Source organism: uncultured Aliiroseovarius sp. (genome assembly GCF_947492455.1).
In the GTDB taxonomy this organism is placed as follows: Bacteria; Pseudomonadota; Alphaproteobacteria; order Rhodobacterales; family Rhodobacteraceae; genus Aliiroseovarius.
The window spans coordinates 398,592-423,466 of sequence record NZ_CANLNB010000004.1 but is presented as its reverse complement, the minus strand read 5'-3'; the positions used below and the strand labels follow the sequence as shown (position 1 = coordinate 423,466).

The following is a 24,875-nucleotide window of genomic DNA, read 5'->3' as shown; positions in this document are numbered from 1 at the left end:
AACTTGGCAGGACCATGCCCCGAACGCGCCCCGAAACGCCAGCCCAAAGCGACGGATCGGCGCGATCAGACGTCTTTAGCCGGGCATCTTATAGAAGCGATGCACCCCGATCGAGGCGGTTTTCTGGAACACCCGCGACCAGCGCGGGGAGACGGCCTTGGTGTGGTAATGCGTGGCACCCAGCGTCAGGTCACGCGGCGCACCATCAATCATAGCACGCGCAATACGGCCCAGACGGTCATGGGCGGTTTTTTCGTGGATGACCTCGTCACGCCCGTCGCAGGTATAGGTGAACTGGCAGGCAAACTTCCGGCCCGTGCCTTGGTTGACCACTCCACAAATCGTGTTCGGAAAGCGTGCGTCGTCAACACGGTTCAGGATCACCTCGGCCACAGCGAACTGGCCATAGATGCTTTCTCCACGGGCTTCGAAATACAGAGCTTCGGTCAGACAGGTCCATTCGGCATCCTGTTTCGGCGCGGGCTGCGCGGACAACCACGCGACCGAGCGCTCAAAACTGTCCGAACCGGATTTGCGCATCTTCGGCAGCACCGAAATCGCGTTCAGCTTCGCGCTTCCCATTGCGCCAAGGCCCGAATGCTCTTGCAAAAGAGCCGCACCGAAGGGCGAGGCCGACGGATCAGAATCCGATGCGAAGGCAGGCACAAGTGCGCCCGCCGCCACCGCGACAACAGCCAGAAGCTGAGATTTCCAAGTAATACGCATCACACAACACGTCCCTGACGATTTCGCCGGGTCACATAGGGGTTTGTTGTCGTTACGTCTAGTCCTGTGCGATTTACGTTACATTTGGTTTCGGAGATGTGATCGCCAAATGGGCCGCCGCCAAGCGGGCCACGGGCACCCGGAAAGGCGAACACGAGACATAGTCAAACCCTGCGTCGCGGCAGAAGCGGATGCTTTCGGGGTTGCCGCCATGTTCGCCACAGATGGACAGGGTCAGGTCGGTGTTCTCGGTCCGGCCACGGTTCGCGCCGATTTCCAGAAGCTCACCAACACCATCTGCATCCAACATGTGGAACGGGTCTTCCTCATACACGCCCTGAGACACGTATTCGCCCATAAAACGCCCCGCATCGTCACGCGACAAACCATAGGTCATCTGGGTCAAGTCATTGGTTCCAAAGGACATAAAAGCCGCGTGCTGGGCAATTTCACCCGCCCGCAGGGCTGCGCGCGGCGTTTCCACCATCACGCCCAATCGATAGGTGAAGTCGGCACCGGTCTCGATCCGCACAGCCGCAGCCACCGCATCGACACGGGCCTTCACGATCTCGACCTCGCGTTTGGCGGACACCAGCGGGATCATCACCTCGGGCACCACTGGCGCCCCGGATTTCGAGGCTTCGACGGTCGCCTCAAAGATCGCTCGCGCCTGCATGTCATAGATTTCTGGCACCGTGACACCAAGCCGCACCCCGCGCATACCCAACATCGGGTTGAATTCACGCAGACCAGCCACGCGGCGCTCGACATCTTTCAAAGGTAGGTCCAGCGCCTCGGCCAGTTCGCGCAGGCCTTCGCGGCCATGCGGTAGGAACTCGTGCAGGGGCGGGTCGAACAGGCGGATGCAGACCGGCTGGCCCTGCATAATCTCAAAGAGCTCGGTAAAGTCAGCGCGCTGCATGGGAAGCAAACGGTCCAGCGCCGCGCGTCGGTCATCGGTGTGATCGGCAAAGATCATCTCGCGCATGGCCAGAAGGCGGTCATCGTCGATGAACATGTGTTCGGTCCGGCACAGCCCGATCCCTTCGGCAGCAAACATCCGTGCGTTGCGTGCATCCGGAGGCGTGTCGGCATTGGCGCGCACGCCGATGTCGCGCAGCTCGTCCGCCCATGTCATCAAGGTCTGAAAGCTTTCACCCAGTTCGGGCGGCAGCATGTCGACAGCACCAACCAGCGCTTCGCCCGCGCTGCCGTCAATCGAGATCACGTCGCCCTCGCGTAGCGTACGCCCATCCGAATTAACCAACTCGCCTTTGCGCTTGTTCAAGGTCAAGTCCCCAGCACCCACAACGCAGGGCAAGCCAAGACCACGCGCGATAACGGCGGCGTGGCTGGTGATCCCGCCGCGAATGGTCAGAATACCCTTGGCCGCATGCATCCCGCGAATGTCTTCAGGGCTGGTTTCACGGCGCACCAGAATGCAGTTTTCACCCTGCGACGCCAATGTCTGCGCCGCGCGGGCATTAAACACAATCTTGCCGGTTGCCGCCCCCGGGCTGGCCGCGATGCCGCTGGCAAAGTGGTCACGAGTACCTTCTGGGTCGATCTGACTGTGCAGAAGCTCGGCCAGAGCGCGGGGCGGAATGCGCAACACGGCTTCGGAACGCGTGATGATCTCGTCCTTGGCCAAGCCAACTGCGATGCGGACATTGGCCCGTTCCGAGCGCGGCACGCGCACGGCGTCCAGAATGAACAGCTCTTCGTTTTCGATGGTGAATTCGATCTCCATCTCTTCACGCAGGCGGACGCGGCAAAACTCGCCATAACGTACGAGATCCGCAAAGTTCTGCGGCAGCACCTCTTCGATGGATCGACCACGCGGGTCCTTGGTCAGATACATGACATCGCGGTCTTCCGCGTCTGTCAGAGCATCGCGCCCTTGGCTTTTGCACAGGTAGCGACCACGGATTTCACGGTGTCCGGTGGTGCCGTTCACGAACTGGATCACGCCCGAGCCGCAGATCCCCTGCCCGACACCCAGCACCATTTGCTGCACGACAAGTCCAAGCCCAGCATCCGCAGGCGCACCTTTGGCCTGACGCAACAGTCGCGCCGTCGTGCCTTCCCATGCGCGTGCCATCGAGCGCAGGATTTCCTTCAGCTGAACCTTGGGATCTTGCGGGAAGTATTCGTCGGTCTCTTCTTCATAAAGCTCCAGCGCCTCGCGCAACGTGTCGGCGGTCGGCGTGTCCAAGGCGTCAAACTCATCCGGGTCCAGACGTCCGACATGCACGGCATAGGATTGGATAAACCGCAGATACAGCGCGTTGGCGGCGGTTTCCCCGTGGCTTTCGATCAGGTGGGCATGGACCTTGTCGTTCATCCCGATGTTCAGAATGGCCCCCGGCCCGCCCCAATCAGGATCCTCGGATGACGGACGCACCGACACCAGCGGATCAGGGCCAAACAGCTCCATCATCGCGTCCAGATCGGGCAACTCTCCGGCCGAAACGCCATGCACCGCGTCAAAATCAAGCGCCACCGTGCGCGGCACCGGCATATCCAAGCGGATCAGCCGTTGCAGGCACTTCGCCCGCCCCCCGTGCCGAGAGGTTTCAATCTCGGCCGTCGGGGTGATTTCCGTGAAACCCAAGTCTTGATTTTTCTGCACCGCAGCACCGCCTTTCACCCGTCACCATAGCGCGGATGCAGCGTCACACAAGGGCAACATGCGTGTTCGTATGGCGGAAGGGGCGTTGCCCCGTCTCTTAGCCTTCGATGCGGGACAAATCGGCCACGCCGCCGCAGATCATGCGGATGCGCGACAACAGGTTCAGGCGGTTGCGCCGGATCACCTGATTGTCCGCGTTGATCTGCACGGCCTCAAAGAACGCATCAATAGGTGCGCGCAAGGCGGCCATCGCAGTCATCGCGGCGGCGAAGTCTTCAGTCTCCATCGCCGGCGTGATCGCAGCCTCGGCCGCATCCAGCGCAGCAAAGAGCGCCTTTTCGCTGTCATCCTCGGCGAATTTCACATCTGCACCGTACGAGTACTCGACACCGTCTTTTTCCTCGGCCTGCGCCAGAATGTTCGACGCGCGTTTCACCCCTTGGATCAGGTTCTCGCCATCTTCGGTCGACAGGAAGGTCGCCAATGCCTCGGCCCGCTTGACCAGAAGCGTCAGGTCGTCATTGCCGGGCATGGCAAGGCAGGCGTCGATCACGTCATGGCGGATGCCCTTGTCGCGCAGATAGACTTTCAAGCGATCGTGGAAGAACGACAGCAAATCGCGCGCGACAGCCGGCAGGCTGTCCTTCACTTCGCTCAAGTGCTTGGACAGATCACCATCGAAGTGGTCCAGAATGGTGCGAATGGCGGCGCCAAACACGCCGTGATCCGCGATCTCGTTGTCCAGATCACGCAGCAGGGCCGCACGAGATTCTCCGTCTTCGTTCAGAGCGATCTCGTGGCGCAAAAGTTGCGCGTCAAACAGCTTGTCCAGCTCAACCCGCAGGTTGTTGTCCAGCACCAGACGAATGACGCCAAGCGCAGCGCGGCGCAGCGCGAACGGGTCTTTCGACCCGGTCGGCTTTTCGTCAATCGCCCAGAAGCCGGTCAGCGTATCCAGCTTGTCGGCCATCGCCACCGCAACTGAGACGGGCGCCGAGGGCACATCATCAGACGGGCCAAGCGGCGAGTAGTGTTCAAGTGCTGCATCAGCAACTTCAATCGAATAGCCCGCAGGCGCGGCATAGTACTTGCCCATCAGGCCCTGTAGTTCCGGGAACTCATAGACCATTTCCGACGACAGATCGGCCTTGGCCCAACGGGCGGCTTTTTCGACCAGACCTGCGTCAGCATTCACCGACGGGGCCAGCGCCCGCGCCATGGCGGCGATGCGGTCGATCCGGTCGGCCTGCGTGCCCAGCTTGTTGTGGAAGGTCACGTTGGCAAGGCTGTCCAGCCACGGCTGACCACCCGCTTCAGCCACGCGAATGTCGTTTTCCCAGAAGAACTTGGCGTCTGCCAGACGGGCGAACAGCACTTTCTGGTTCCCGGCCAGAATGGTCGCGCCGTGGTCCGCGGTTTCGCGGTTGGCAACGGTGATGAACTTCTCGATCCGGTCCGTTTTCGGGTTCTTGACCGAGAAGAACTTCTGGTGCTCGCGCATACTGGTTTGCAGCACTTCGGGCGGCAGGTGGATGAAGTCCTCGGCGATGTCGCCCATCAGGACAATGGGCCATTCGACCAGACCGGCGACCTCGGCCAGCAGGCCTTTGTCTTCCACGATCTCCATCCCTTGGGCGAAGGCAGCGCTTTGCGCGTCTGCCCAGATGTGATCGGCACGCTCGGCGGGCGACAGGATCACCTTGGCGGCTTTCAGCTTGGCCTCGTAATCGGCAAAGCCAGTCACAGCGAAACGACCCGGCGCCATGAAGCGGTGGCCCTCGGTCGTGTCACCCGAGGTGATCCCGTCCACGTCCAGCGGCACCACGGTGGCGCCAGCCTCTTCCGACAGGATGCACAGGATCGAGTGCAGCGGACGCACCCAGCGCAAGCTGCCGGAACCCCAGCGCATCGACTTGGGCCACGGGAAGTTGCGGATGGCGTTTTCAAGAACCTCGGCGATGATCTCGGCTGCGGGGCGACCTTTCTTTTCGATGGTGGCAAAATAGACCGCACCCTTGGGGGTCTCACGCTCTTCAAGCTGATCGCGGGTGACGCCTGCTCCGCGCAGGAAGCCCTCGATCGCCTTGTCCGGCGCACCCACTTTCGGACCCTTGCGTTCTTCACGCGTGTCCGGCGATTGGGCCAGCAGGCCTTCGACAGCCAACGTCAGGCGGCGTGGCGTCGACAGCGCAGCAGCACCGGCATAGGTCAGGCCAGCCTCGACCAGACCGTCTGTCACCAGCTTTTTCAGATCCTCAGCCGCGCGCGTTTGCATACGGGCCGGGATTTCTTCGGAAAAGAGTTCAATCAGCAGGTCAGGCATGGTGCTTACTCTTGATATTTTTCGTTCAACTGATGCCAGGCAAAGCCCCGGCCGTCAGGATAGATGGCGACGACGCGGTCGACCCCATCTTTGATGTTACGTTCGCCCAGAAAGGCCAAGGCGTTGCCCTGTTCGATATCTGCGCCGATCTGGACTGCGTCAAAGCAGTCGAACCAACCGGGTGCGGTCAGGGGCGTGGCCTCTTCATAGGGCACGAAGGTTTCGGTCAACATGGCCAAGCTCATCGTCGTGGTGAAACAGCCGCGATAGCGCAATGGCGAGCTGTCGGCGTCGATGCCTTGGAAGCTGTCATACAGCACGATTTCAGGCTGGCCGGTGACCAGATTGGTCATGCGGATCCCGTCCTCGGCCGAGACCTCGTCATAGAAGGCGTAAAGCTGGATCCAGTAGATCAAGCCGCCAGAGATCAGGGCGGTTATCACGATGAAGCTCCCAAGCAGGCGACCACTCACGCCGCGTCCCCTTCCGGTGTCCAACCCGCAGCAGCGGTCTGCACGAAGGCATCCGCACACAGCTTTGCCAGCGCACGCACACGCCCAATATAGGCCTGACGTTCAGTGACCGAGATCACGCCGCGCGCGTCCAGAAGGTTGAACAGGTGCGAGGCCTTGATGCACTGGTCATAGGCCGGGTGCGCCATGATGATACGCTTGCCAGTCTTGGGGTCGTCATAGGCCTGATCAAGGATCATCCGGCACTCTTCCTCGGCTTCCTCGAAATGGCGCAGAAGCACATCGGTGTTGGCCGTGTCAAAGTTCCAGCGCGCGTATTCTTCTTCGGTCTGCTTGAACACGTCACCATAGGTCAGCGCAATCGGCGCATCGGGCGCGTTGAACGGCATGTCCATCACGTGATCGACGCCCAGCACATACATGGCCAGACGTTCCAGACCATATGTCAGCTCTCCAGACACAGGTTTACAGTCATGGCCGCCGACCTGCTGGAAATAGGTGAACTGGCTGACTTCCATCCCGTCGCACCAGACCTCCCAGCCCAGACCCCACGCGCCCAGCGTCGGGCTTTCCCAGTCGTCTTCCACAAAACGGATGTCGTGCAGCTCCATGTCGATGCCGATGGCTTCGAGCGAGCCAAGATACAGCTCTTGCAGGTTGGGCGGGCTGGGTTTGATCAGCACTTGGTACTGATAGTAGTGCTGCAGGCGGTTTGGGTTTTCACCATAGCGGCCATCGGTCGGACGACGCGAGGGCTGCACATAGGCGGCGGCCCACGGCTGCGAACCAAGCGAGCGCAACGTGGTGGCCGGGTGGAACGTCCCTGCGCCGACCTCCATGTCATAAGGCTGCATCACGGCGCAGCCCTTTTCGGCCCAGTAGTTCTGAAGCCGCAGGATGATTTCCTGAAAGCATTGCGGTTTGGTCTTGGTCGTGGCCATGGCGCTGCCCTGAACTGGTTTGTACAAAGTCTGCCACTCAATAGGCGCTGGGGGGTACAGGGTCAACGCGGGAAACGGGCGCAAGGGTTGGGTTTTCCTGCCCTAACGCAGCAGAAATTTCCGAAAGGCGGCGCGGCGATATTGACCTTCGCTGGCACCGATGTGTTACTTGCGCGAAATTCAGCCTAATTTGCCCTTAGGGCGACGAGGATCCATGACCAGTAAATTTGCAATTGCCTTGGCCACCGGCCTTCTTCCCTTCGTGACTTCAGTCTCCGCCACCAGCGCCCTTGCGTTGCTTTCGGCAGGACCAGCCGTGGCACAGCAAGCCACAAGCGGTCAGGCGGTGCGGTGGATTCAAGTGGAAGCCCAACCGACGCTGGGCGAGGCCGAAGCCCGCGCCCGCGCCTATGCAAGCCGTCTGGACGGCGTCAGCGGGTTTCGCGTCGGAGGCAATTGGTATGCCATCGTTTTAGGACCGTACACCGAACGCGCCGCCGAAGTGCAGCTGCGCAACCTGAAAAACGCGGGCCTGATCCCGCAAGACAGCTTCATCGCGCTACCCAATAAGTTCCGCCAGCAGTACTGGCCTGTCGGCGCAAGCGCCCTGACCGCAGCCCCGATCGAGGCGCCAGCCGTCGAAACGCCCCCCGAGCCGCAAACCGAAACCGTCGCCGTGGTTCCTGCAACTCCTAGCGAACCCGTGATCGTCATTCAGGACGAAACCAAGCGCGAAGCGCAGGCAAGCGAGCGGGCTTTGGACCGCGATGCACGCAAGGCGTTGCAGGTCGCGCTGCAGTGGGAAGGCTACTACACCTCGGCCATTGACGGCGCGTTTGGCGCGGGCACCCGCCGCTCGATGGCGGCATGGCAGACGGATAAGGGCTATGACCCGACCGGCGTTCTGACCACCCGCCAGCGCGCGGTGCTTCTGGGCAGCTATCAATCTGTTCTGGATGCGCTTGGCATGGCCCCGTTCGAGGACCAGAACGCAGGCATCGCGATGGCGATCCCCGCTGGCATGGTCGCGTTTGACCGCTACGAAGCCCCCTTCGTGCATTTCAAAACCAAGGGCGACAGCGATGTCCAACTGGTGATGATCAGCCAGACCGGCGATCAGAACACGCTCTATGGTCTCTATGACATCCTGCAAACGCTTGAGATCGTCCCGACCGAGGGCCCGCGCGAGCGAGGCAAGAGCGGGTTCACCATCGAGGGGGCAGACGACAAGATCTCGTCCTTCACGCAGGTCAAGCTGGCGGACGGCACCGTGAAGGGCTTCACGCTGGTCTGGCCCAAAGGCGATGAAAAGCGCCGCGATCTGGCCCTGCGGGACATGCGGGCAAGCTTTGCGTCGTTGGGCGCACAGGCGCTGGCCGATGACGCCGGATTGGATGACGCCACGCAAAGCCTTGATCTGCTGTCCGGCTTGGACATCCGCACGCCGGAACGCTCGCGCTCGGGCTTCTATGTGGATGGTGCCGGGCGCATCCTGACCACGACCGAGGCCGTTGGGTCCTGCACCCGCATCTCGATCAACGACGAGTTTGACGCCAACGTCGTGGCCACGGACGACACGCTGGGTCTGGCGCTGCTGGAACCCGCCACTGCGCAGGCGCCGATCTCGTTCGCATCCTTCCTGACCGCTGAACCACGCCTAAAATCGGACGTAGCCGTCGCGGGCTTCTCGTATGAGGGTCGCCTCAGCGCGCCCAGCCTGACCTTCGGTACCCTGTCCGAGCTGACCGGCCTGAATGGCCAGGCTGAGCTGTCCCGCCTGACCCTTGCCGCCCTGCCGGGCGATGCAGGCGGCCCGGTTCTGGACGCGGGCGGTTCCGTAATGGGGATGCTGCTGCCCGCCGGTGGCACCACAGGCCGCACCCTGCCCGCCGACACCAGCTTCGCGATGGACGCAGGCACCGTCGCCGCCTTCCTGGCCGCAAACGGTGTGACCACCAGCACCACCGACAGCGTCACCTCGGTCGATCCGGTCGAGCTGAACACCAAGGCCGCTGACATGACGGTTCTGGTCAGCTGCTGGAACTGATCCTCAGCGCATAGAATGCAGAAAGGCCCGGGCAGATCGCCGCGGGCCTTTTTTGATTAGAGGGGCATCACCCCCGCCAGAAGGTCACGGTAAAAAGGACGAATACGGCCAGAAGCTCCAACCGGCCGACCAGCATGGCGGCGATCAGGATCCATTTGGCGGTATCGTTCAGCCCCGCAAAATTGCCCGCTGGCCCGATTTGATCCCCCAAGCCGGGACCAATATTGGCCAAAGCGGCCGCCGCGCCGGACATGGAGGTAGTAAAGTCTAGCCCCGTCAAACCCAGAGCGACAGCGGTCACGCCCAAGGTGACAACGAAGAACACGAAGAACCCCATGACCGAGGACAGGACCTCTTCATCCACGCGGCGTCCACCGAACCGTGGCGTGAAGATCCCGTGGGGCGAGTGGATCGATTGGATTTGCGCCTTGATTGACGAGAGCAGCAGTTGATAGCGGAAGATCTTGATCGAACACGCGGTCGAGCCAGCGCAGCCACCAATCAGGCCCACGAAGAAGAACAAGACCACAGGGAAGCCGCCCCACAACATATAATCCTGCGATGCATAGCCCGTCCCCGTCAGGATCGATGTCAGGTTGAACAGCGTTTTGCGCAGGGATTGCTCGCTTAGCTGCCCATCTGCCAGCCAGCGCCACAGCACCATGATGGCGACCACGACGACCAACGTCATGAAGAACCCGCGCACCTGCGGGTCATGCAACAGCGGACGCGCGGTGCCTTGCAGGATTTGTACGTAGCGCACGAAGGGCAGCGCGGCCAGCAGCATGAACACCACGGCCGCATATTCCGGCCCCGCCCCAAACGCCCCAAACGAGGCGTCATAATTGGCATAGCCACCCGTCGCGATGGTTGTCATCGCATGGGTGACAGCATCGAAAATGCTCATCCCCAGCGCAAAATAGGCCAGTGCGCACAGCGCGGTCAGGGTGAAGTAGATGACCGAGATGCGCGAGGAAATCTCGGTCGCGCGGGGCAGGATCTTGCCGAAGGTGTCAAAGCCCTCGGACCGGAAGATCTGCATTCCGCCGACGCGCAGTTCGGGCAGGAACACCATCGCCACAACAATGATACCGATGCCGCCGAACCACTGCAAAAGCCCACGCCAGAACAAAAGCCCCTTGGGCAGGTCATCCAGCCCGGACAACACGGTTGATCCGGTGGTGGTCAGGCCGGACATCGCCTCGAAAAACGCGTCCACGGGGCGGGCGTCCAGTTCGCCCAGTGCGAAGGGGAGTGCGCCAAAGATCGGCAACGCCACCCAAACACCGGTGGTCAGAAGGAAGGTTTGCTGGATCGTCAGGCCTTTGCCCACGCCATTCGCAGTGGACAGCGCCATCGACCCGCCAATCAGCATCGTCACGACGGCGCTTTGCAAAAACACCTGCCAATCGGGGTTGTTGTCCGCCAAGTCGATCCCGACCGGGATCAGCATCGTCGCGCCCAGAACGGCGACAAGAAGCCCGATAACATAGATGACAGGTCGCAAATCCAACATGAGCGCAGGGTTGGCCCCCTACGCCCATAGTGTCAAGCACCGTCAGTGCCGTCTTTGCTTAGACGTACATCAAATCCTGAAAAACGTGGCGCACAATGTCTTCGCGTTTCAGGCCGCGCTCGGCCAGTTGTTCGTCTGTCATCGCGTTAAAAGCTTCAATCCGCTTCATGCGCGACGAATTTTCAGCAGCGACGATCATTGCGCGACCGAGTGCCGCGAAGAACGCACGGATCGGTGCGAACAGCGAAAACGCTGGTGTGTGGATATTTGTCGTGTGCGTAGCCATTGGAAACCTCTTGTCAAAGCCGTTGGTTTCCTCCCTGACATCAGGTTAGGTCAGTATTGGTGACTTAACCATTGCTAAATCCGCAATCCTGTTATGCGCTAACAGCTAGCCGACGTGAAACAGGGTCGAGAACAGCTTGGGATCCAGGCTTTCGGCCTCGAACGTGTCGCCCTCAATTAGGATCGAGACAGCGTCGTGGCTGTGCAGGCTTTCCTGATGGCTGGCGACGATGCGGAAATCTCCGATCCGGTCGTCCTGCTGAAGCTGCTCGCAGAACAGGCGCGCTGCGTCTTCGACGAAGATCGGGTTCGCGGCGTTCAGCTCGGCAAAGGCCTGTTCGTCTTCGCGCTTCACCATCACCTGCGTTTCCGTGGGCACCGCAACGCGGCACAGGTCAATCAGATCCTCGAACCACAACGTACCCGTAGGCTGGTGGATCTTCTCGACCGAAATCCGCGCGACCGAGCGCTGCGAATGCGGCGTCGCCAACTGCCCGCGCATTTGGCGGGCGTGTTCGGACAGTTCCAGCGAACAGGGGCAGGTCGAGCTGTAGACATAGTCCAGATGCAGGAACTTGCGGCGCTTGCCGCGATGTTCGACCAGCTCTAGCGCAATGTCGTAATACTGATAGCCGGACAGACCTGATCGCAGGCTTTCCACCCGCGCCGGATAGGAAAAGCGCATCTCGATCCGGGCATCCAAGCTTTCCAGATCGGTCTTGTAGTCGTCCAGCGCGGCTTCGATCACATCAAAGCTAAAGGTCTTCTCGGCGTGGCCATAGAAGCTGCGCATGATGCGCGACATGTTGATGCCCTTCTTGCCAGCTTCAAGGCTGACCGTCCCGGTGACCGAGGTTTCCAGCGTCACGTCCGATCCATCGCGAGTGTGATAACGGATCGGCAGGCGGAAATTGGAAATCCCCACATGCTGAATATGCCGTTTGGCACCTTGGATAAGGCTGGCCGGACCGTTTTGCAGATCGGGCATCGACGCCTTGTAATCCGCATCCGGCGTAAAGCCGTCCGGGTAGGTGCGGCTGAGCTCGGGGTAGTTCGGAAGCTCGGCCGAAGGCAGAAGCCGTGCAATCGCAGGGTCCAGCGCAGCAACTTCAACCGGGTCCGCTTTCGCAGCCCAGTTGCGCAGAACCTCAAGGGCATCTTGCGCCTGCGCGGTATCCACCGCGTCCCCGCTTTTGCGCTTCATCTGGTTCATGGCGAACCCCTATCCTGCCATCGCACGTCTCTATCATATGCTTTTGACACATAAACGCCAAACGCGATGGACGAAATGCGACAGATCAGACCGCGTCCAAGCCGTTCAGAAGATCGGTGATCAGATCATCGACGTCCTCAAGCCCAATCGACAGGCGCACCAGACCATCCGAAATGCCCAGCGTATCTTTCTGCTCTTGCGGCAGGCGCTGGTGCGTTGTGGTGGCCGGATGGGTCGCGATGGATTTCGCGTCTGCGAAGTTGTTCGAGATCGTGAAGATCTCAAGCGCGTTCAGGAAGCGGAAGCAAGCGTCCTTGCCGCCGTCCACCTCGATCGCCAGTACCGTCCCGCCCGAGGGCGCTTGTTGGATCGCGATGTCATATTGCGGGTGCGACGGGTGGGTCGGATAGCTGATGCGCGACAGCTTGGGATGGCCCTGCAGCGCATCCGCCACTTTCAGCGCGCCGTCCGCCTGCGCGCGCACGCGCAAATCCAACGTCTCCAGCGCTTTCAGATGGGTCCACGCGGCAAAGGGGTTGATCGCCCCGCCGGTGTGCTTGACATAGGTCTCGATCGGGCCGCGGATCAGCTCGCGCGAGCCGCAGATCGCGCCGCCCAGCATCCGGCCTTGGCCGTCTACGTGCTTGGTCGTGGAATAGACCACAAGGTCGGCGCCCAGCTTGGACGCATAGGAAAACACGGGCGTCGGCATCGCGTTATCCGCCACAACCAGTGCACCATTGGCATGCGCGACCTTCACCACATGCGCCAAGTCAATCACTTCAAGCGTCGGGTTCGAGATGGTTTCCAAAAACACCAGCTTGGTATCGGGACGGATTGCATCCTCCCACGCCTGATTGTCGGTACCGTCAACCAGCGTGATTTCCACACCGAACCGGCCCAGAATGTCTTCGAGCACATAAAGGCACGATCCAAACAACGCGCGCGAGGATACGACGTGGTCGCCTGCCTGCGTCAGTGCCATCAACGCGCCGTTCACCGCCGCCATGCCCGAGGCACAGGCAAACGCGTCTTCTGTGCCTTCCATCGCCGCAATGCGGTCTTCGAACATGCGATTGGTGGGGTTGCCGTAGCGCGCATAGATGAACTCGTCCGGGCCGCTTTCGATAAAGCGCTGCTCGGCGGCTTCCGCGGTCGGATAGACGAAGGCCTGCGTCATGAACATGGCCTCGGACAGCTCGTTATACTGGCTGCGGCGTACGCCTCCGTGTACGGCTTCGGTCCGTTTACCCCATTTTGTCATCGCGCGTTCCTTTCGCACAAAAAAACCCCCACCGCTGCGAGCGTCGGGGGATTGCGGCACGGGATGTCCCGCCTACCCTGACCTCTTTAGCGGAATGTTTAACGAGGCCCGCAATCCGGTGGACAAATCGCCTCGGACATCGCCATATCGCCTGTAAACTAAGGCGTCAAGAGCGACGAAAGATTGGCTCGCCATATCGTGAAAGCTGCATACTTGTCATTTCCGGGCGGACTGCCATGTTCAGTGGGACCCAAAAAGGAAACACGATGTCCAATCCCATTGAACTTTACTATTGGCCGACGCCGAACGGCTGGAAAATCTCGATTGCCTTGGAAGAGATGGGCCTGCCATATGAGGTAAAGCTGATCAACATTGGCGCGGGCGACCAGTTTGCGCCCGAGTTTCTTGAGATCGCACCGAACAACCGCATGCCCGCGATTGTCGACCCAGACGGTCCGGATGGCGCGCCTATTTCGGTGTTTGAAAGCGGCGCTATCCTGCAATATCTCGCCCGCAAAACCGGTCAGTTCTATGGTGAAACCGAGCGTGACCGTGTGGCCGTCGAAGAATGGCTGATGTGGCAGATGGGCGGTCTGGGACCGATGGCCGGTCAGGCGCATCACTTCCTGAAATACGCCCCCGCAATGGATCCGCCGCAGGATCTGCCCTATGCGAAGGATCGTTATCGGGCCGAAGTTGCGCGACTTTATGGCGTCATGGACCGTCGTCTGGCGGGCAACCGCTATCTGGCTGGGGACTTCTTTTCCATTGCGGACATGGCGTGCTGGGGCTGGGCGTCGCTTTGGGAAGGCCAGCAGCAGGATCTGGACGACAAACCGCATTTGGCGCGGTGGCTCGAGGAGGTCGGCGCACGCCCCGCCGTTCAGCGCGGACGTGCGGTGGCAGCTGAAAAGCGTAGCAACTTGCAGGATGACCGCAAGGCGCAGGATCTTCTATTCAAGCGATAAGCCCGGCAAGGGACGGGCTTAGGAGGCTTCCTCGTCCGTCCCGAACCGCTTGAACAGCCCCGCTTGTGACATGAAGAACCCGAAGGTCGCTGCGGGCAGGCCGAAGGTTTTGAAGTTCACCCAAGCGTCGGTGGACATCATGCGCCAGATCGCCTCGTTCGCGACGGCGAGCAGCAGGAAAAAGATCGCCAGCCGCTTGGTCAGCAACATCCAGCCCTGTCTTTCAAGCGGCAGGGCTTTGTCCATCACCGCTTCCAGATAGCTTTCGCCACGCATCAGGCCAAAGCCCAGAAGACCTGCAAACAGCAGATAGATCATCGTCGGTTTCATCTTGAAGAACCGCTCGTCATTGAACCAGATCGACAACCCGCCAAACCCGATCACCAAGACCAGCGTGACGATCTGCATTTTCGACAGGTGCCCGGTCAGTTTCCACATCGCCAGCGTGGCCGCGACCAACACCGGAATGAACATCGCGGTGACGGCGACAAAGCCCGAATATTCGGTCCCAGCGACCATGAAGGTCTGATCCTTCAGGAAGGTGTAGGCGGCGAAGAACAGGATGATGGGTCCGTATTCCAACGCGCCACGCAGGGCGGGATTTACCTGTTTTTCGCTCATGGGAACTCCTTCATCCGCCCATTTCGACTAGCACGGCGCCGGCCGCGATCAAAGCCATCATCACCAACCTCCGCGGCCCGACCTTTTCACCTAGCACGATCCAGCCGATCAGCGCTGCGAACACGGTCGAGGTTTCGCGCAACACCGCCGCCTCGCCCACGCCACCCAACCGTGTGGCCAACATGATCGAGCCGAAGCTGAAATACGCCACGAACGCGCCCAAAACACCGCGCCCCATCAATGGAGCAAGCGCGGGACGCTCGGCCATGTTCTTCCATCTAAGGGCTGCAATCACCGGCATGAAGAACCCGTCGATAAAAAAGAACCACGCAAGGAAGGTAAACGGGTCCGCCGTCGCGCGGATGCCATAGGCGTCATAGGTGGTGTAGGCGGCCACGAATCCACCGGTCAGAACGGCCATAGCAAGCGCCGGTTTCAATTGCGCGCGGCCAAGCGGCCAATGGCGCAGGTTATAGGCCGCCAGCGCGAAAATCCCGGCGACAAGGGTCAGAACGCCCACCCATTGCATCCCGGTGAAGCTTTCGCCGAACAGAAACCCAGCTCCAATGACTGTAAACAGTGGCCCTGTGCCGCGCACCACCGGATAGACCACCGTGTAAGAGCCCAGCACATAGGTATAGCTCTGCGCCAGCTTGTAGCCTACATGGATAAGGAACACGATTGCGAAGATCGGCCACATGTGCGGCTCGGGCCAGGGCACTACGAACAGCGCGAACGGGGCCGCGATCACGCCATAGCTGAAGTCGATGGCCCCACGTGACAGCCACGGATCATGCCGCCCTTTTTGAAGCGCGCCAAAGAGCGCGTGCAGGAAGGCCGCGAACAGGGCGAGCGCCAGTGCAAGGTCATGCCCGGCGGGCGTACCTTCAAGCGAGGTGAGCCAAGCGCTCATGACCCGTTAATCCGTGATGCCGATCAGGGCGCGGGCAAACTCTTCGGGGTCGAACGGGGCCAGATCGTCGATCTGCTCGCCCACACCGATGGCGTGGATCGGCAGGGCAAATTTGTCCGCCAGTGCCACCAGCACACCACCTTTCGCGGTGCCGTCCAGCTTGGTCATCACAAGGCCCGACACATCGGCAAGGTCTTGGAACGTCCCGACCTGAGACAGTGCGTTCTGACCTGTCGTCGCATCCAGAACCAAGAGCGTGTTGTGCGGCGCGGTTTCGTCCTTTTTCTTGATGACACGAACGATCTTGGCCAGTTCCTCCATCAGGTCCGAGCGGTTTTGCAATCGCCCGGCCGTGTCGATCATCAGCAGGTCCGCACCATCGGCCTCGGCCTGTGTCATCGCGTCGAACGCCAGCGACGCCGGGTCCGAGCCTTCGGGCGCGGTCAAGACCGGCACGCCTGCGCGGTCGCCCCAGACCTGAAGCTGCTCGACCGCAGCGGCGCGGAAGGTGTCGCCCGCGGCGATCACGACCTTTTTGCCGGCCGCAGTGAACTGGCTGGCCAGCTTGCCGATGGTGGTCGTCTTGCCCGCCCCATTCACGCCAACGATCAGCACGACTTGAGGGCGCTTGGGATAGATTGGCAGAGGAACCGCGACGGGCTCCATAATCCGGGTGACTTCATCGGCCAGTACGGATTTGATCTCGTCCACCGACAGCTTCTTGCCGAAATGACGTTCCGAGATGTTCGCCGTCACGCGCATTGCGGTATCGACGCCCATATCCGAGGTGATCATCAGATCCTCAAGGCTTTCCAGCATGTCGTCGTCAACCGTGCGGCGCACAACCTTCTGCGCCTCGCGACGTCCGAACATACGGCCCAGAAGGCCGGGTTTAGCGGCTTCTTCGGGAGCGGATTCAACAATTTTCTCAACGGGTTGAGGCGCTGGTTCCGGTTCCGGCGAAACTTCGGCAGGCGTTTCAGAAACGGCAACAGGCTCGGGCTCGGGCTCGGGCTCGGGCTCGGGCTCGGGCTCGGGAGTTGCTTCCTCGACTGGCGCTTGTACGTCAACGGGCGCGGGTTCTGGCGCCTCAGCCTCTGCGGCCTCGACCAGCTCTTCCTCGCCGCCATGCTCGACGATCGCCTCAAGCCCTTCTTCAAGCTTCGACGACGATTTGAACAACCGGTCCTTCAGTTTCGAGAAGAATGCCATCTAAGCGCCCTCATAGTCCCTTTCCTTCCAAGTAAGCCACATTGGGGGCGGATGGAAGGGGGCAGGCTAACTGATCGCGGGCGCGGGCAGCCCACCCAGAAGGATCAACACCTGCCCGGCGATATAGAAGCCCCAGATCGCATAACCCGCTTTCAGCCGGTGGTGATAGGTGTCGGACATCCGAAACAGGCTGATCGCCAGAATGACGTCCGAGATGATGAACAGTCCGGCACCAATAACCGTCCACCCAAAAGGCAGCGCCAGCGCGCACAATCCCATCACACCGATGATGATCACATAGATCCGCACCGGCCATTGCAGGTGTCCCGTATGGGTCGCCAACCAAAGCTCGGTCGAGACCATCAGGCCGACCAGCACCAGCGCGGGGATGGGCGCGGTGGTGAACGCGTCATAGATGGGGGCGCCGGACAGGCCCAGAAAATGCAGAATATAGAGCAGATGCGCCAAAGCGAAGGCAGAGAGGCCGTACAGGAACGGCCCATCCCCGTCCCGCGACAGCCCGAAATCGCCCAGCGCGGACAGGAATAGCCCAGCAACCAGATAGGCAGAGCCTCCGCCCCAATAGGCCGCCAGCGAGAACACCAAAAGCGGGATCGTCTTGATGATCGAGCGGGGCCATGTGGGCGCGCGCGAGGTCAGCGGGAAATAGGCCAGCGAAATCAGCAGGCCGAGGATGAGGGGCAATTGGGCCATGTCTTTGCGTAGTCCAAATGGGTTAACCGCGCGTTGACCACCGCCAACACGCGCCCAGCCAACCCGCGCGCAACACGCGGGTCAAGCTTGACGTAACCGTAGTTGGAAAATCAAACTTCGCCAGATCAAACTTCGTCAGGGAAGTGCTTCATGGTCAGACGGATCGGGTTCGGCGCCGCCTGCCCCAGACCACAGATCGACGCGTCAACCATCGTCTGGCTCAGCTCTTCCAGCAGATCCTGATCCCACTTGTCCGCCTGCATCAGCTTCACAGCTTTCTCGCAACCAACGCGGCACGGGGTGCACTGACCGCAGCTTTCATCCTCGAAGAAGCGCAGCATGTTCAGCGCGGCCTCTTTGGCGCTATCCTTATCGGACAGAACCACCACCGCGGCCGAGCCAATGAAGGTGCCATGCGGCTGCAGCGTGTCGAAATCCAGCGGAATGTCGGCCATCGACGCGGGCAACAGGCCCGAGGACGGGCCGCCCGGTTGATAGGCTTTGAAGCTGTGACCGTCGGCCATGCCACCAGCGGCCTCGATAATGTCGGTGATGGTCGAGCCTGCGGGCAGCAGATGCACACCCGGATTGGCCACGCGACCGGATACGGAATAGGACCGCAGACCTTTGCGGCCATTCTTCTCGACCGAGGTCAGAATCTCCGGCCCCTCACGTAAGATGCGGGCGACCCAAAGCAGGGTCTCGACATTATGGACCAGCGTCGGGCGGTTGAAGATGCCGACCTGCGCCACGAAGGGCGGGCGGTGACGCGGTTCGCCGCGTTTGCCTTCGATCGATTCAATCATCGCGCTTTCTTCGCCGCAGATGTAAGCACCCGCACCACGGCGTAGGTCAATAAAGCCGGGGGCGACGATGCCCGCATCTTCCAGCGCTGCAATCTCGCGGCGCAGGATCTCCAGCACGGCGGGGTATTCGTCGCGCATGTAGATAAAGCAGGTCTCGGCCTCGACCGCCCAAGCGGCGATCAGCATGCCTTCCAGCATCAGATGCGGGGTGCGTTCAAGGTAATAGCGGTCTTTGAACGTGCCCGGCTCGCCCTCGTCACCGTTGACGGCAAGGTAACGCGGACCTGCATTGGCGCGCACGAAACCCCATTTGGTGCCCGACGGGAAACCGGCGCCGCCAAGGCCACGCAAACCGGCGTTCAGCACAGTTTCCTGAACGTCTTTCCAATCGCCCCCATCGCGCAGCTCGGCCAGTTTGGCATACCCACCTTCGGCCTGATAGGCGGCCAGATCCTGATAGTCAGGAATGTGCGCGTGGGTGTCGTCTGAATGGATCGTAGCTACGGTCTTGTCAAACGTGGCGTGATCAATGTGGTTGTGGCCCAGCTCCAAAACCGGAGCCGTATCGCAACGGCCCATGCAGGGCGCACGCACGACGCGGACCTCGGATGCGTCCAGCCCATCCTCAAGCGCTTTTTGCAGTGCTTCGGCACCGGCTAGCTCGCAGGACAGGGAATCACAGACGCGAATGGTCAGCGCAGGCGGAGGCGTCTCGCCTTCTTTCACCACATCGAAATGGGCGTAGAAGCTGGCAACCTCGTAAATCTCGGCCTGACCGGTACCCATTTCCTGCGCCAACGCGCGGATGTGGTCCGCCGACAAATGGCCATATTCGTCCTGAATCAGGTGCAAAAACTCGATCAGCAGGTCGCGGCGACGCGGACGGTCGCCCAGCAACGCCTGTACACGCTCAAGCGCGTCCATGTTCAGCTGACGGCCCTTGGGCGTCCGACGCCCTTTGCCCTTGCCCGATTTCCAGATGCCTTTTTTGTCGTCCAGCGCCATGATGTTCCCCTTAAAGCACACGCGTATCATAGCTGTCTCCCGGCGCGCCGCGCCATTCAAAAACGACATACGCATGACGGATTGCGTAGAGCCGTGAGTTCACGCTGATTTGCATGTCCAGCCGCTCACACGCCGAAACGCAAAGCGCCTCTTGCGTTCCTCCATGCCGCACGTCCAATCCGACTGCGTCATTTCCCGCCAAGGGGGAGTGTTCAGAACCATTCCCCCTTGTTTATCACCCCACCGGGCTTATTCTTCTTCCTGATACAAAACACATGGAACGTGTTGATCTGAAAGGCCGCACGGCGCGTATCTGCGTCCCGGCTTTGTTGGGTGTTGATGCGCCGTTTCTGGAAGGGGGCCCAAACGTGTCGGAAAATGGATTGCAGAAAACTGCATTCTTCATGCTGCTCGCGCTGATCCTCTATGTTTCGATCATGGGGGGCGCATAATGGCACAACGATATGGGGGCGAGTTCAGCCCCGGTGGTCAGCCCAAGACACCGCCACCCACCCGTCGACCGTTTGACGGGCAAGAGCCAGCCCGCAGCGCCGGGCGTGTGAACTTCTTATTCCTTGCCCCCCTGCCCCTTGCGATCCGCGCGTTTTTTCAACCGCCGACTGAGATGGCCCTGACCCTCGTGGCCTTCGGCATCCTGATTGGATCGGCCTGGCTAACCCGCGATGGCGTGATGGCCCATCAGGCCTATGACGCCCGCAAAATCGCCCGCCGCCCTGCGATCCCGCGCAAGCTGTTTGGCGCGGCCTTGATGGGGGCGGGTCTGGCGCTTGTGGGTTTTGCGGGCGGCTCGATCCTGAACGCGGCGATCTTTGGCGCACTTGGCACTGGTCTGCATCTGGCGGCCTTTGGCCCCGATCCCTTGCGCAATAAGGGCGCCGAGGGTGTGGACGAGTTTCAGACCGACCGCGTGGCCCGCGCCGTGGGCGAAGCTGAGAAGCACCTGAACGCCATGCGCGAGGCCGTGTCCCGCATCCGCGACCGCCGTGTCGAGGCGCGCTTGGACCAATTCATCGCCACCGCCCGCGACATGTTCCGCACGGTCGAGGATGACCCGCGTGACCTGACCTCGGCCCGGAAATATTTGGGCGTGTACCTTTTGGGCGCGCGCGACGCGACGACCAAATTTGTCGACATCCACCTGCGCGACCCGCATGGCGGCGCATTGGCGGATTACGAAACCCTGCTGGATGATCTCGAGGCGAATTTCGCAGCGAAGACCAAACAGTTCTTGAAGGATGATCGCAGCGATCTTGATGTCGAAATCGAGGTTCTGCGCGAACGGCTGGCACGCGAAGGTGTGCGCAGCGAAGATTAAGTGACGAGGACAATGTGATGACCCAGACGACCCGCGAACAGGCGCAAGCCGCCCTGAAAGAGATTGAGGACACCACCGCCGTGATCCTGCCCGAGCCCTCGACCGCTCTGGTTCCTCTGGCCGAGGCAGACGAACCCACCAGCGCCGAAATCCAGAAGCGCATGGACGAGATCGACATGACGAACACGCAGTCGATCATCGAATTCGGCTCGGCTGCACAGTCGGAACTTCAGGTCATCAGCCAAGACATGCTGCAAGGCGTGCGCAACAAGGATGTTGGCCCGGCGGGTGACAGCCTGCGCAATATCGTCACCACGATCCGTGGCTTCTCGATCAGTGAATTGGACATGCGCCGCAAGCGCAGCTGGTGGGAAAAACTGCTGGGCCGCATGGCGCCCGCCGCCAAGTTCATGGCGCGGTATGAGGATGTTCAGGGCCAGATCGACAAGATCACCGACAACCTGCTGAACCACGAACACGTGCTGCTGAAAGACATCAAGTCGCTCGACAAGCTCTATGAAAAGACGCTCGATTTCTATGACGAGCTGGCGCTCTATATCGCCGCCGGCGAAGCCAAACTGGCCGAGCTGGACGACACCGTAATCCCCGCCAAAGAAGCCGAAGTCGCCGCTGCCCCGGAAGAGGATGGCGTGATCAAAGCACAGGAACTGCGTGACCTGCGCGCCGCGCGGGATGATCTGGAACGCCGGGTTCATGACCTGAAACTGACCCGTCAGGTGACCATGCAGTCGCTGCCCTCGATCCGTCTGGTGCAGGAAAACGACAAATCGCTGGTGACCAAGATCAACTCGACCTTGGTGAACACCGTGCCGCTGTGGGAAACCCAGCTGGCGCAAGCCGTGACCATCCAGCGCTCGGCAGAAGCCGCTGCCGCGGTGAAGGACGCGACCGACCTGACCAACGAGCTTCTGACTGCTAACGCCGAAAACCTGCAAGAGGCCAACCGCATGGTCCGTCAGGAAATGGAGCGCGGCGTCTTCGACATCGAAGCGGTGAAATCGGCCAACGCCACCCTGATCGCGACGATCGAGGAAAGCCTGGCCATCGCCGACGAAGGCAAAGCCAAACGCGCCGCTGCCGAAGAAGAACTGGTGAAAATGGAAGCCGAGCTGAAAGAGACTCTGGCTGCCGCCAAGGCACGCGGCACCGCATCGGGCCATAATCTGGCCGAAAGCGTGTCGGACAGCTAAGAAGGGCAAAAACCCGAAAGGCAAACAGGTGAGCAGAACCGCGTTTCACAAGATCACAGGGGCCGTTATTGCGATGACGGCCCTGACTGCTATGGCGGGGTGTACGCTGCAGACGCAAGCCTCGGCACCACCCAAGCCTGTTGAAACCCTTCCACAATTAACGGTTGGGCATACGAAAGACAGCAGCGCCTATCTGCGCAACTACTACGCCAAGATACAGGCCAGCCGTCTGGTGCATGACCAGCTGCGCCGTGACGGCGGCGGACCGGACACCCCCTTCACTGACGCGATGCTGGCGCGGAATTTTGAACGCATCGCCTTCAACAGCGAATACAGCAAGGTAGGCGATCGCCGGATCACGCAGGAACACGCAGTTAGGCTGACACGCTGGACCCGCCCCGTGCGCTTTGGGCTGAGCTTCGGGGACGCGGTGCCAGAAGATCAGCGCGAGATCGACCGGCAGGTCTTTGCGCCCTATGTGGCCCGCTTGGCTCGCCTTACGGGCCACCCGATCAGCGCCGCCTCGGGTGCCGTTCCGCTGGGTGTAAACTTCACCGTCTTAGTCCTGACCGAAACCGAACGCCGCGCCAGTTCCGCCGCGCTGCGCCGTGCCGTGCCGGGCATCAGTGACGCCGACCTTTCTCAGATCGCCAATCTGAATCGCGACACGCAATGCGTGGTCTTTGCCGGGGACCGCGATGACGACAATAAGATCGAGCGCGCCGTCGCGGTGATCCGGGCCGAACTGCCCGACCTGATGCGTGCGGCCTGCATCCACGAGGAATTGGCGCAAGGCCTTGGCCTGCCCAATGACAGCCCTCTGGCCCGCCCCTCGATCTTCAACGATTCCGACGAGTTCGGGCTTCTGACCTCGCATGACGAACTGCTGTTGCAGATGCTCTATGATAAGCGCCTAAAGCCCGGCATGACCGCTGATGAGGCGCGCCCGACCTTTACCAAAATTGCAGCCGAACTTATGGGCGGCTCTGCGTGACCCGATTGCCCCCCAGGAGGATTTAACCATGGGTATTCTTGATTTTCTGACCGGAGAATTCATTGACGTCATTCACTGGGTGGATGACACGCGCGACACGATGGTCTGGCGTTTTGAGCGCGAAGATCACGAGATCAAGTACGGCGCGAAGCTGACCGTGCGCGAAGGACAGGCTGCGGTGTTCGTGCATGAAGGCCAACTGGCGGATGTGTTCACGCCCGGTCTTTACATGTTGGAAACCAACAACATGCCGATCCTGACGACGCTGAACCACTGGGATCACGGCTTCAAATCGCCCTTCAAGTCCGAGATCTATTACGTCAACACGACACGCTTCAACGATCTGAAATGGGGCACCAAGAACCCGATCATGTTGCGCGATCCCGAATTCGGCCCGACCCGAATTCGCGCCTATGGCACCTACTCGGTCCGCGTGACAGATCCGGCGAAGTTCCTTGTGGAAATCGTTGGCACGGATGGCGAATTCACCATGGACGAGATCAGCTTTCAGATCCGCAACATTATCGTGCAAGCCTTCAGCCGCGTGATCGCAGGCGCTGGCATTCCGGTTCTGGACATGGCCGCCAACACCGCCGATCTGGGCAAGATTATCGCCGCCGAGATCACCGGCATTGTGGCCGAGTATGGCTTGTCGATCCCCGAGTTTTATATCGAGAATATTTCGCTTCCCCCCGCGGTCGAGGCAGTGATGGACAAACGCACCTCGATGGGCATCGCGGGCAATCTGGACAACTACATGAAGTTCAACGCAGCCGAGGCGATGGGGGCCGAGAATTCGGCCATGGCATCGTCGATGGGTGCTGGTATGGGGGCCGCGATGGGCATGGGCATGGCAGGCCAGATGCAATCCGGCCCTTGGGGCGCCGCACCCGCTGCCCCGGCTGCACGCGCACAAACACCGCCGCCTCCGCCGCCCGTGGAGCATGTCTGGCACGTGGCCGAGAACGGCGAAACCAAAGGGCCGTTTTCCAAGGCCGCAATGGGCCGCATGGCCACCGCCGGCAGCCTGACCCGCGACAGCCATGTCTGGACCCCCGGCCAAGACGGCTGGATGCGGGCCGAAGATGTGGCCGAGCTGGCCCAGCTTTTCACCATCCTGCCGCCGCCCCCGCCGGGTGCCTGATCTGTGAATCGTCGCACGACTATCAAATGGCTGCACTGGCTGGCCTTCGGGTTGATCCTGTATTTCTTCCTTGTCGAACCCGAGGAAATACGCGGCAATCCGGGGCTTGGTCTGGCCACGCATTCGGGCATGGGCATCCTTCTGGCACTGGTGGCCGCGATCTGGCTTGGCATGTACCTGTCAAAAGGGTTGGCAGGCCGAGCCGGGCCAAAGCTGCCCGGCTGGGGCAAGCAGGTCCACGCGCTGTCGCACAAGGCGCTTCAAATCGGTCTACCGGTGACGGTCGCCACCGGCGCCTTCGCGGGTCTTGCCGCGCCGTTCGCCATTCGGGCATTCGGTCTGGTGCAAATCAACCCGGGCAACGCGCCCAAAGGACTGCATAATATCGCCGAAGAAATTCACGAGATCGCGTTTGACGCCTTCTTCATCCTGATGCTCGCCCATGCGGGGTTTCACATTTGGCGGCATTTCGGCTTGAAGGATAACGCGCTGCGCATCATGGTCCCGAAAGTGCTGCACAAATATCTCTGA

The 24,875-nt window shown here is 60.9% G+C and carries 22 protein-coding genes and 1 riboswitch; of the genes, 8 read left to right on the top strand and 14 right to left on the bottom strand.

Annotated features, from left to right (window positions below):
- Nucleotides 1-75: 75 nt before the first annotated feature.
- From Q0677_RS11945 to Q0677_RS11925, 5 genes are all read right to left on the bottom strand, one after another.
- On the bottom strand, nucleotides 76-726 hold the full coding sequence (locus Q0677_RS11945; protein WP_298910030.1) for a cell wall hydrolase: 651 nt from the start codon (nucleotides 724-726) through the stop codon (nucleotides 76-78).
- Between the two features lie 73 nt (nucleotides 727-799).
- Complete coding sequence (locus tag Q0677_RS11940; RefSeq protein WP_298910028.1) at nucleotides 800-3,358, bottom strand: putative PEP-binding protein; 2,559 nt, start codon at nucleotides 3,356-3,358, stop codon at nucleotides 800-802.
- A gap of 97 nt (nucleotides 3,359-3,455) precedes the next feature.
- Complete coding sequence (gene glyS, locus Q0677_RS11935) at nucleotides 3,456-5,681, bottom strand: glycine--tRNA ligase subunit beta (RefSeq protein ID WP_298910026.1); 2,226 nt, start codon at nucleotides 5,679-5,681, stop codon at nucleotides 3,456-3,458.
- A gap of 5 nt (nucleotides 5,682-5,686) precedes the next feature.
- Complete coding sequence (locus Q0677_RS11930) at nucleotides 5,687-6,154, bottom strand: DUF6446 family protein (RefSeq protein WP_282181435.1); 468 nt, start codon at nucleotides 6,152-6,154, stop codon at nucleotides 5,687-5,689.
- Nucleotides 6,151-7,095 carry a glycine--tRNA ligase subunit alpha gene (locus Q0677_RS11925; RefSeq protein ID WP_133485901.1) on the bottom strand — a complete coding sequence of 315 codons (945 nt, stop codon included), beginning with the start codon at nucleotides 7,093-7,095 and terminating at the stop codon, nucleotides 6,151-6,153. Before Q0677_RS11925 ends, Q0677_RS11930 begins: the two co-directional genes overlap by 4 nt.
- Before the next feature lie 214 nt (nucleotides 7,096-7,309).
- On the opposite strand from Q0677_RS11925, the gene Q0677_RS11920 reads away from it, so the two are divergent.
- Nucleotides 7,310-9,142 carry a serine protease gene (locus tag Q0677_RS11920; protein ID WP_298910023.1) on the top strand — a complete coding sequence of 611 codons (1,833 nt, stop codon included), beginning with the start codon at nucleotides 7,310-7,312 and terminating at the stop codon, nucleotides 9,140-9,142.
- A gap of 67 nt (nucleotides 9,143-9,209) precedes the next feature.
- Here the strand turns inward: Q0677_RS11920 and Q0677_RS11915 are convergent, their stop codons facing one another.
- From Q0677_RS11915 to metZ, 4 genes are all read right to left on the bottom strand, one after another.
- On the bottom strand, nucleotides 9,210-10,658 hold the full coding sequence (locus Q0677_RS11915) for a TrkH family potassium uptake protein (protein ID WP_298910020.1): 1,449 nt from the start codon (nucleotides 10,656-10,658) through the stop codon (nucleotides 9,210-9,212).
- A 58-nt stretch (nucleotides 10,659-10,716) separates the two neighbouring features.
- Nucleotides 10,717-10,944: a DUF1127 domain-containing protein gene (locus Q0677_RS11910; protein ID WP_298910017.1), complete on the bottom strand. Its 228-nt coding sequence runs from the start codon at nucleotides 10,942-10,944 to the stop codon at nucleotides 10,717-10,719.
- A gap of 105 nt (nucleotides 10,945-11,049) precedes the next feature.
- Nucleotides 11,050-12,156, bottom strand: coding sequence for a GTP cyclohydrolase FolE2 (folE2, locus tag Q0677_RS11905; RefSeq protein ID WP_298910015.1), 1,107 nt, complete (start codon nucleotides 12,154-12,156; stop codon nucleotides 11,050-11,052).
- 85 nt (nucleotides 12,157-12,241) lie between these two features.
- Entirely contained in the window at nucleotides 12,242-13,420 is a 1,179-nt protein-coding gene (gene metZ / locus Q0677_RS11900) for an O-succinylhomoserine sulfhydrylase (RefSeq protein WP_298910014.1), read from the bottom strand.
- A gap of 65 nt (nucleotides 13,421-13,485) precedes the next feature.
- Nucleotides 13,486-13,564: riboswitch (SAM riboswitch) on the bottom strand.
- 122 nt (nucleotides 13,565-13,686) lie between these two features.
- Here metZ and Q0677_RS11895 point away from each other — a divergent pair.
- Complete coding sequence (locus Q0677_RS11895) at nucleotides 13,687-14,388, top strand: glutathione S-transferase N-terminal domain-containing protein (RefSeq protein WP_298910012.1); 702 nt, start codon at nucleotides 13,687-13,689, stop codon at nucleotides 14,386-14,388.
- Nucleotides 14,389-14,406: 18 nt separating this feature from the next.
- Here Q0677_RS11895 and Q0677_RS11890 read toward each other — a convergent pair whose 3' ends face one another.
- The 5 genes from Q0677_RS11890 to Q0677_RS11870 form a co-directional block, all read right to left on the bottom strand.
- A complete protein-coding gene (locus tag Q0677_RS11890; RefSeq protein ID WP_298910010.1) occupies nucleotides 14,407-15,009 on the bottom strand; it encodes an inner membrane-spanning protein YciB in 603 nt (200 codons plus the stop codon).
- A gap of 10 nt (nucleotides 15,010-15,019) precedes the next feature.
- Nucleotides 15,020-15,922 (bottom strand): EamA family transporter, encoded by a 903-nt coding sequence (locus tag Q0677_RS11885; protein WP_298910007.1) that lies wholly within the window; start codon nucleotides 15,920-15,922, stop codon nucleotides 15,020-15,022.
- 6 nt (nucleotides 15,923-15,928) lie between these two features.
- Nucleotides 15,929-17,134, bottom strand: coding sequence for a signal recognition particle-docking protein FtsY (gene ftsY, locus Q0677_RS11880; RefSeq protein WP_298910005.1), 1,206 nt, complete (start codon nucleotides 17,132-17,134; stop codon nucleotides 15,929-15,931).
- Between the two features lie 66 nt (nucleotides 17,135-17,200).
- The gene (locus Q0677_RS11875) at nucleotides 17,201-17,848 is read right to left on the bottom strand and encodes a lysoplasmalogenase (protein WP_298910003.1); all 648 of its coding nucleotides are present in this window, start codon (nucleotides 17,846-17,848) and stop codon (nucleotides 17,201-17,203) included.
- A 125-nt stretch (nucleotides 17,849-17,973) separates the two neighbouring features.
- Nucleotides 17,974-19,659 carry an NAD(P)H-dependent oxidoreductase subunit E gene (locus tag Q0677_RS11870; RefSeq protein ID WP_298910000.1) on the bottom strand — a complete coding sequence of 562 codons (1,686 nt, stop codon included), beginning with the start codon at nucleotides 19,657-19,659 and terminating at the stop codon, nucleotides 17,974-17,976.
- Nucleotides 19,660-19,934: 275 nt separating this feature from the next.
- Here Q0677_RS11870 and Q0677_RS11865 point away from each other — a divergent pair, with 275 nt between their 5' ends.
- From Q0677_RS11865 to Q0677_RS11840, 6 genes are read left to right on the top strand one after another with little or no spacing between them, the layout of a single operon-like run.
- Nucleotides 19,935-20,111 carry a hypothetical protein gene (locus tag Q0677_RS11865; protein ID WP_298909999.1) on the top strand — a complete coding sequence of 59 codons (177 nt, stop codon included), beginning with the start codon at nucleotides 19,935-19,937 and terminating at the stop codon, nucleotides 20,109-20,111.
- The gene (locus Q0677_RS11860) at nucleotides 20,111-20,995 is read left to right on the top strand and encodes a 5-bromo-4-chloroindolyl phosphate hydrolysis family protein (RefSeq protein ID WP_298909997.1); all 885 of its coding nucleotides are present in this window, start codon (nucleotides 20,111-20,113) and stop codon (nucleotides 20,993-20,995) included. Before Q0677_RS11865 ends, Q0677_RS11860 begins: the two co-directional genes overlap by 1 nt.
- A gap of 17 nt (nucleotides 20,996-21,012) precedes the next feature.
- Nucleotides 21,013-22,206 carry a toxic anion resistance protein gene (locus Q0677_RS11855; RefSeq protein WP_298909995.1) on the top strand — a complete coding sequence of 398 codons (1,194 nt, stop codon included), beginning with the start codon at nucleotides 21,013-21,015 and terminating at the stop codon, nucleotides 22,204-22,206.
- Nucleotides 22,207-22,234: 28 nt separating this feature from the next.
- Nucleotides 22,235-23,200 carry a DUF2927 domain-containing protein gene (locus Q0677_RS11850; RefSeq protein WP_298909993.1) on the top strand — a complete coding sequence of 322 codons (966 nt, stop codon included), beginning with the start codon at nucleotides 22,235-22,237 and terminating at the stop codon, nucleotides 23,198-23,200.
- Between the two features lie 28 nt (nucleotides 23,201-23,228).
- On the top strand, nucleotides 23,229-24,344 hold the full coding sequence (locus tag Q0677_RS11845) for an SPFH domain-containing protein (protein ID WP_298909990.1): 1,116 nt from the start codon (nucleotides 23,229-23,231) through the stop codon (nucleotides 24,342-24,344).
- A gap of 3 nt (nucleotides 24,345-24,347) precedes the next feature.
- The gene (locus Q0677_RS11840; protein ID WP_298909987.1) at nucleotides 24,348-24,875 is read left to right on the top strand and encodes a cytochrome b/b6 domain-containing protein; all 528 of its coding nucleotides are present in this window, start codon (nucleotides 24,348-24,350) and stop codon (nucleotides 24,873-24,875) included.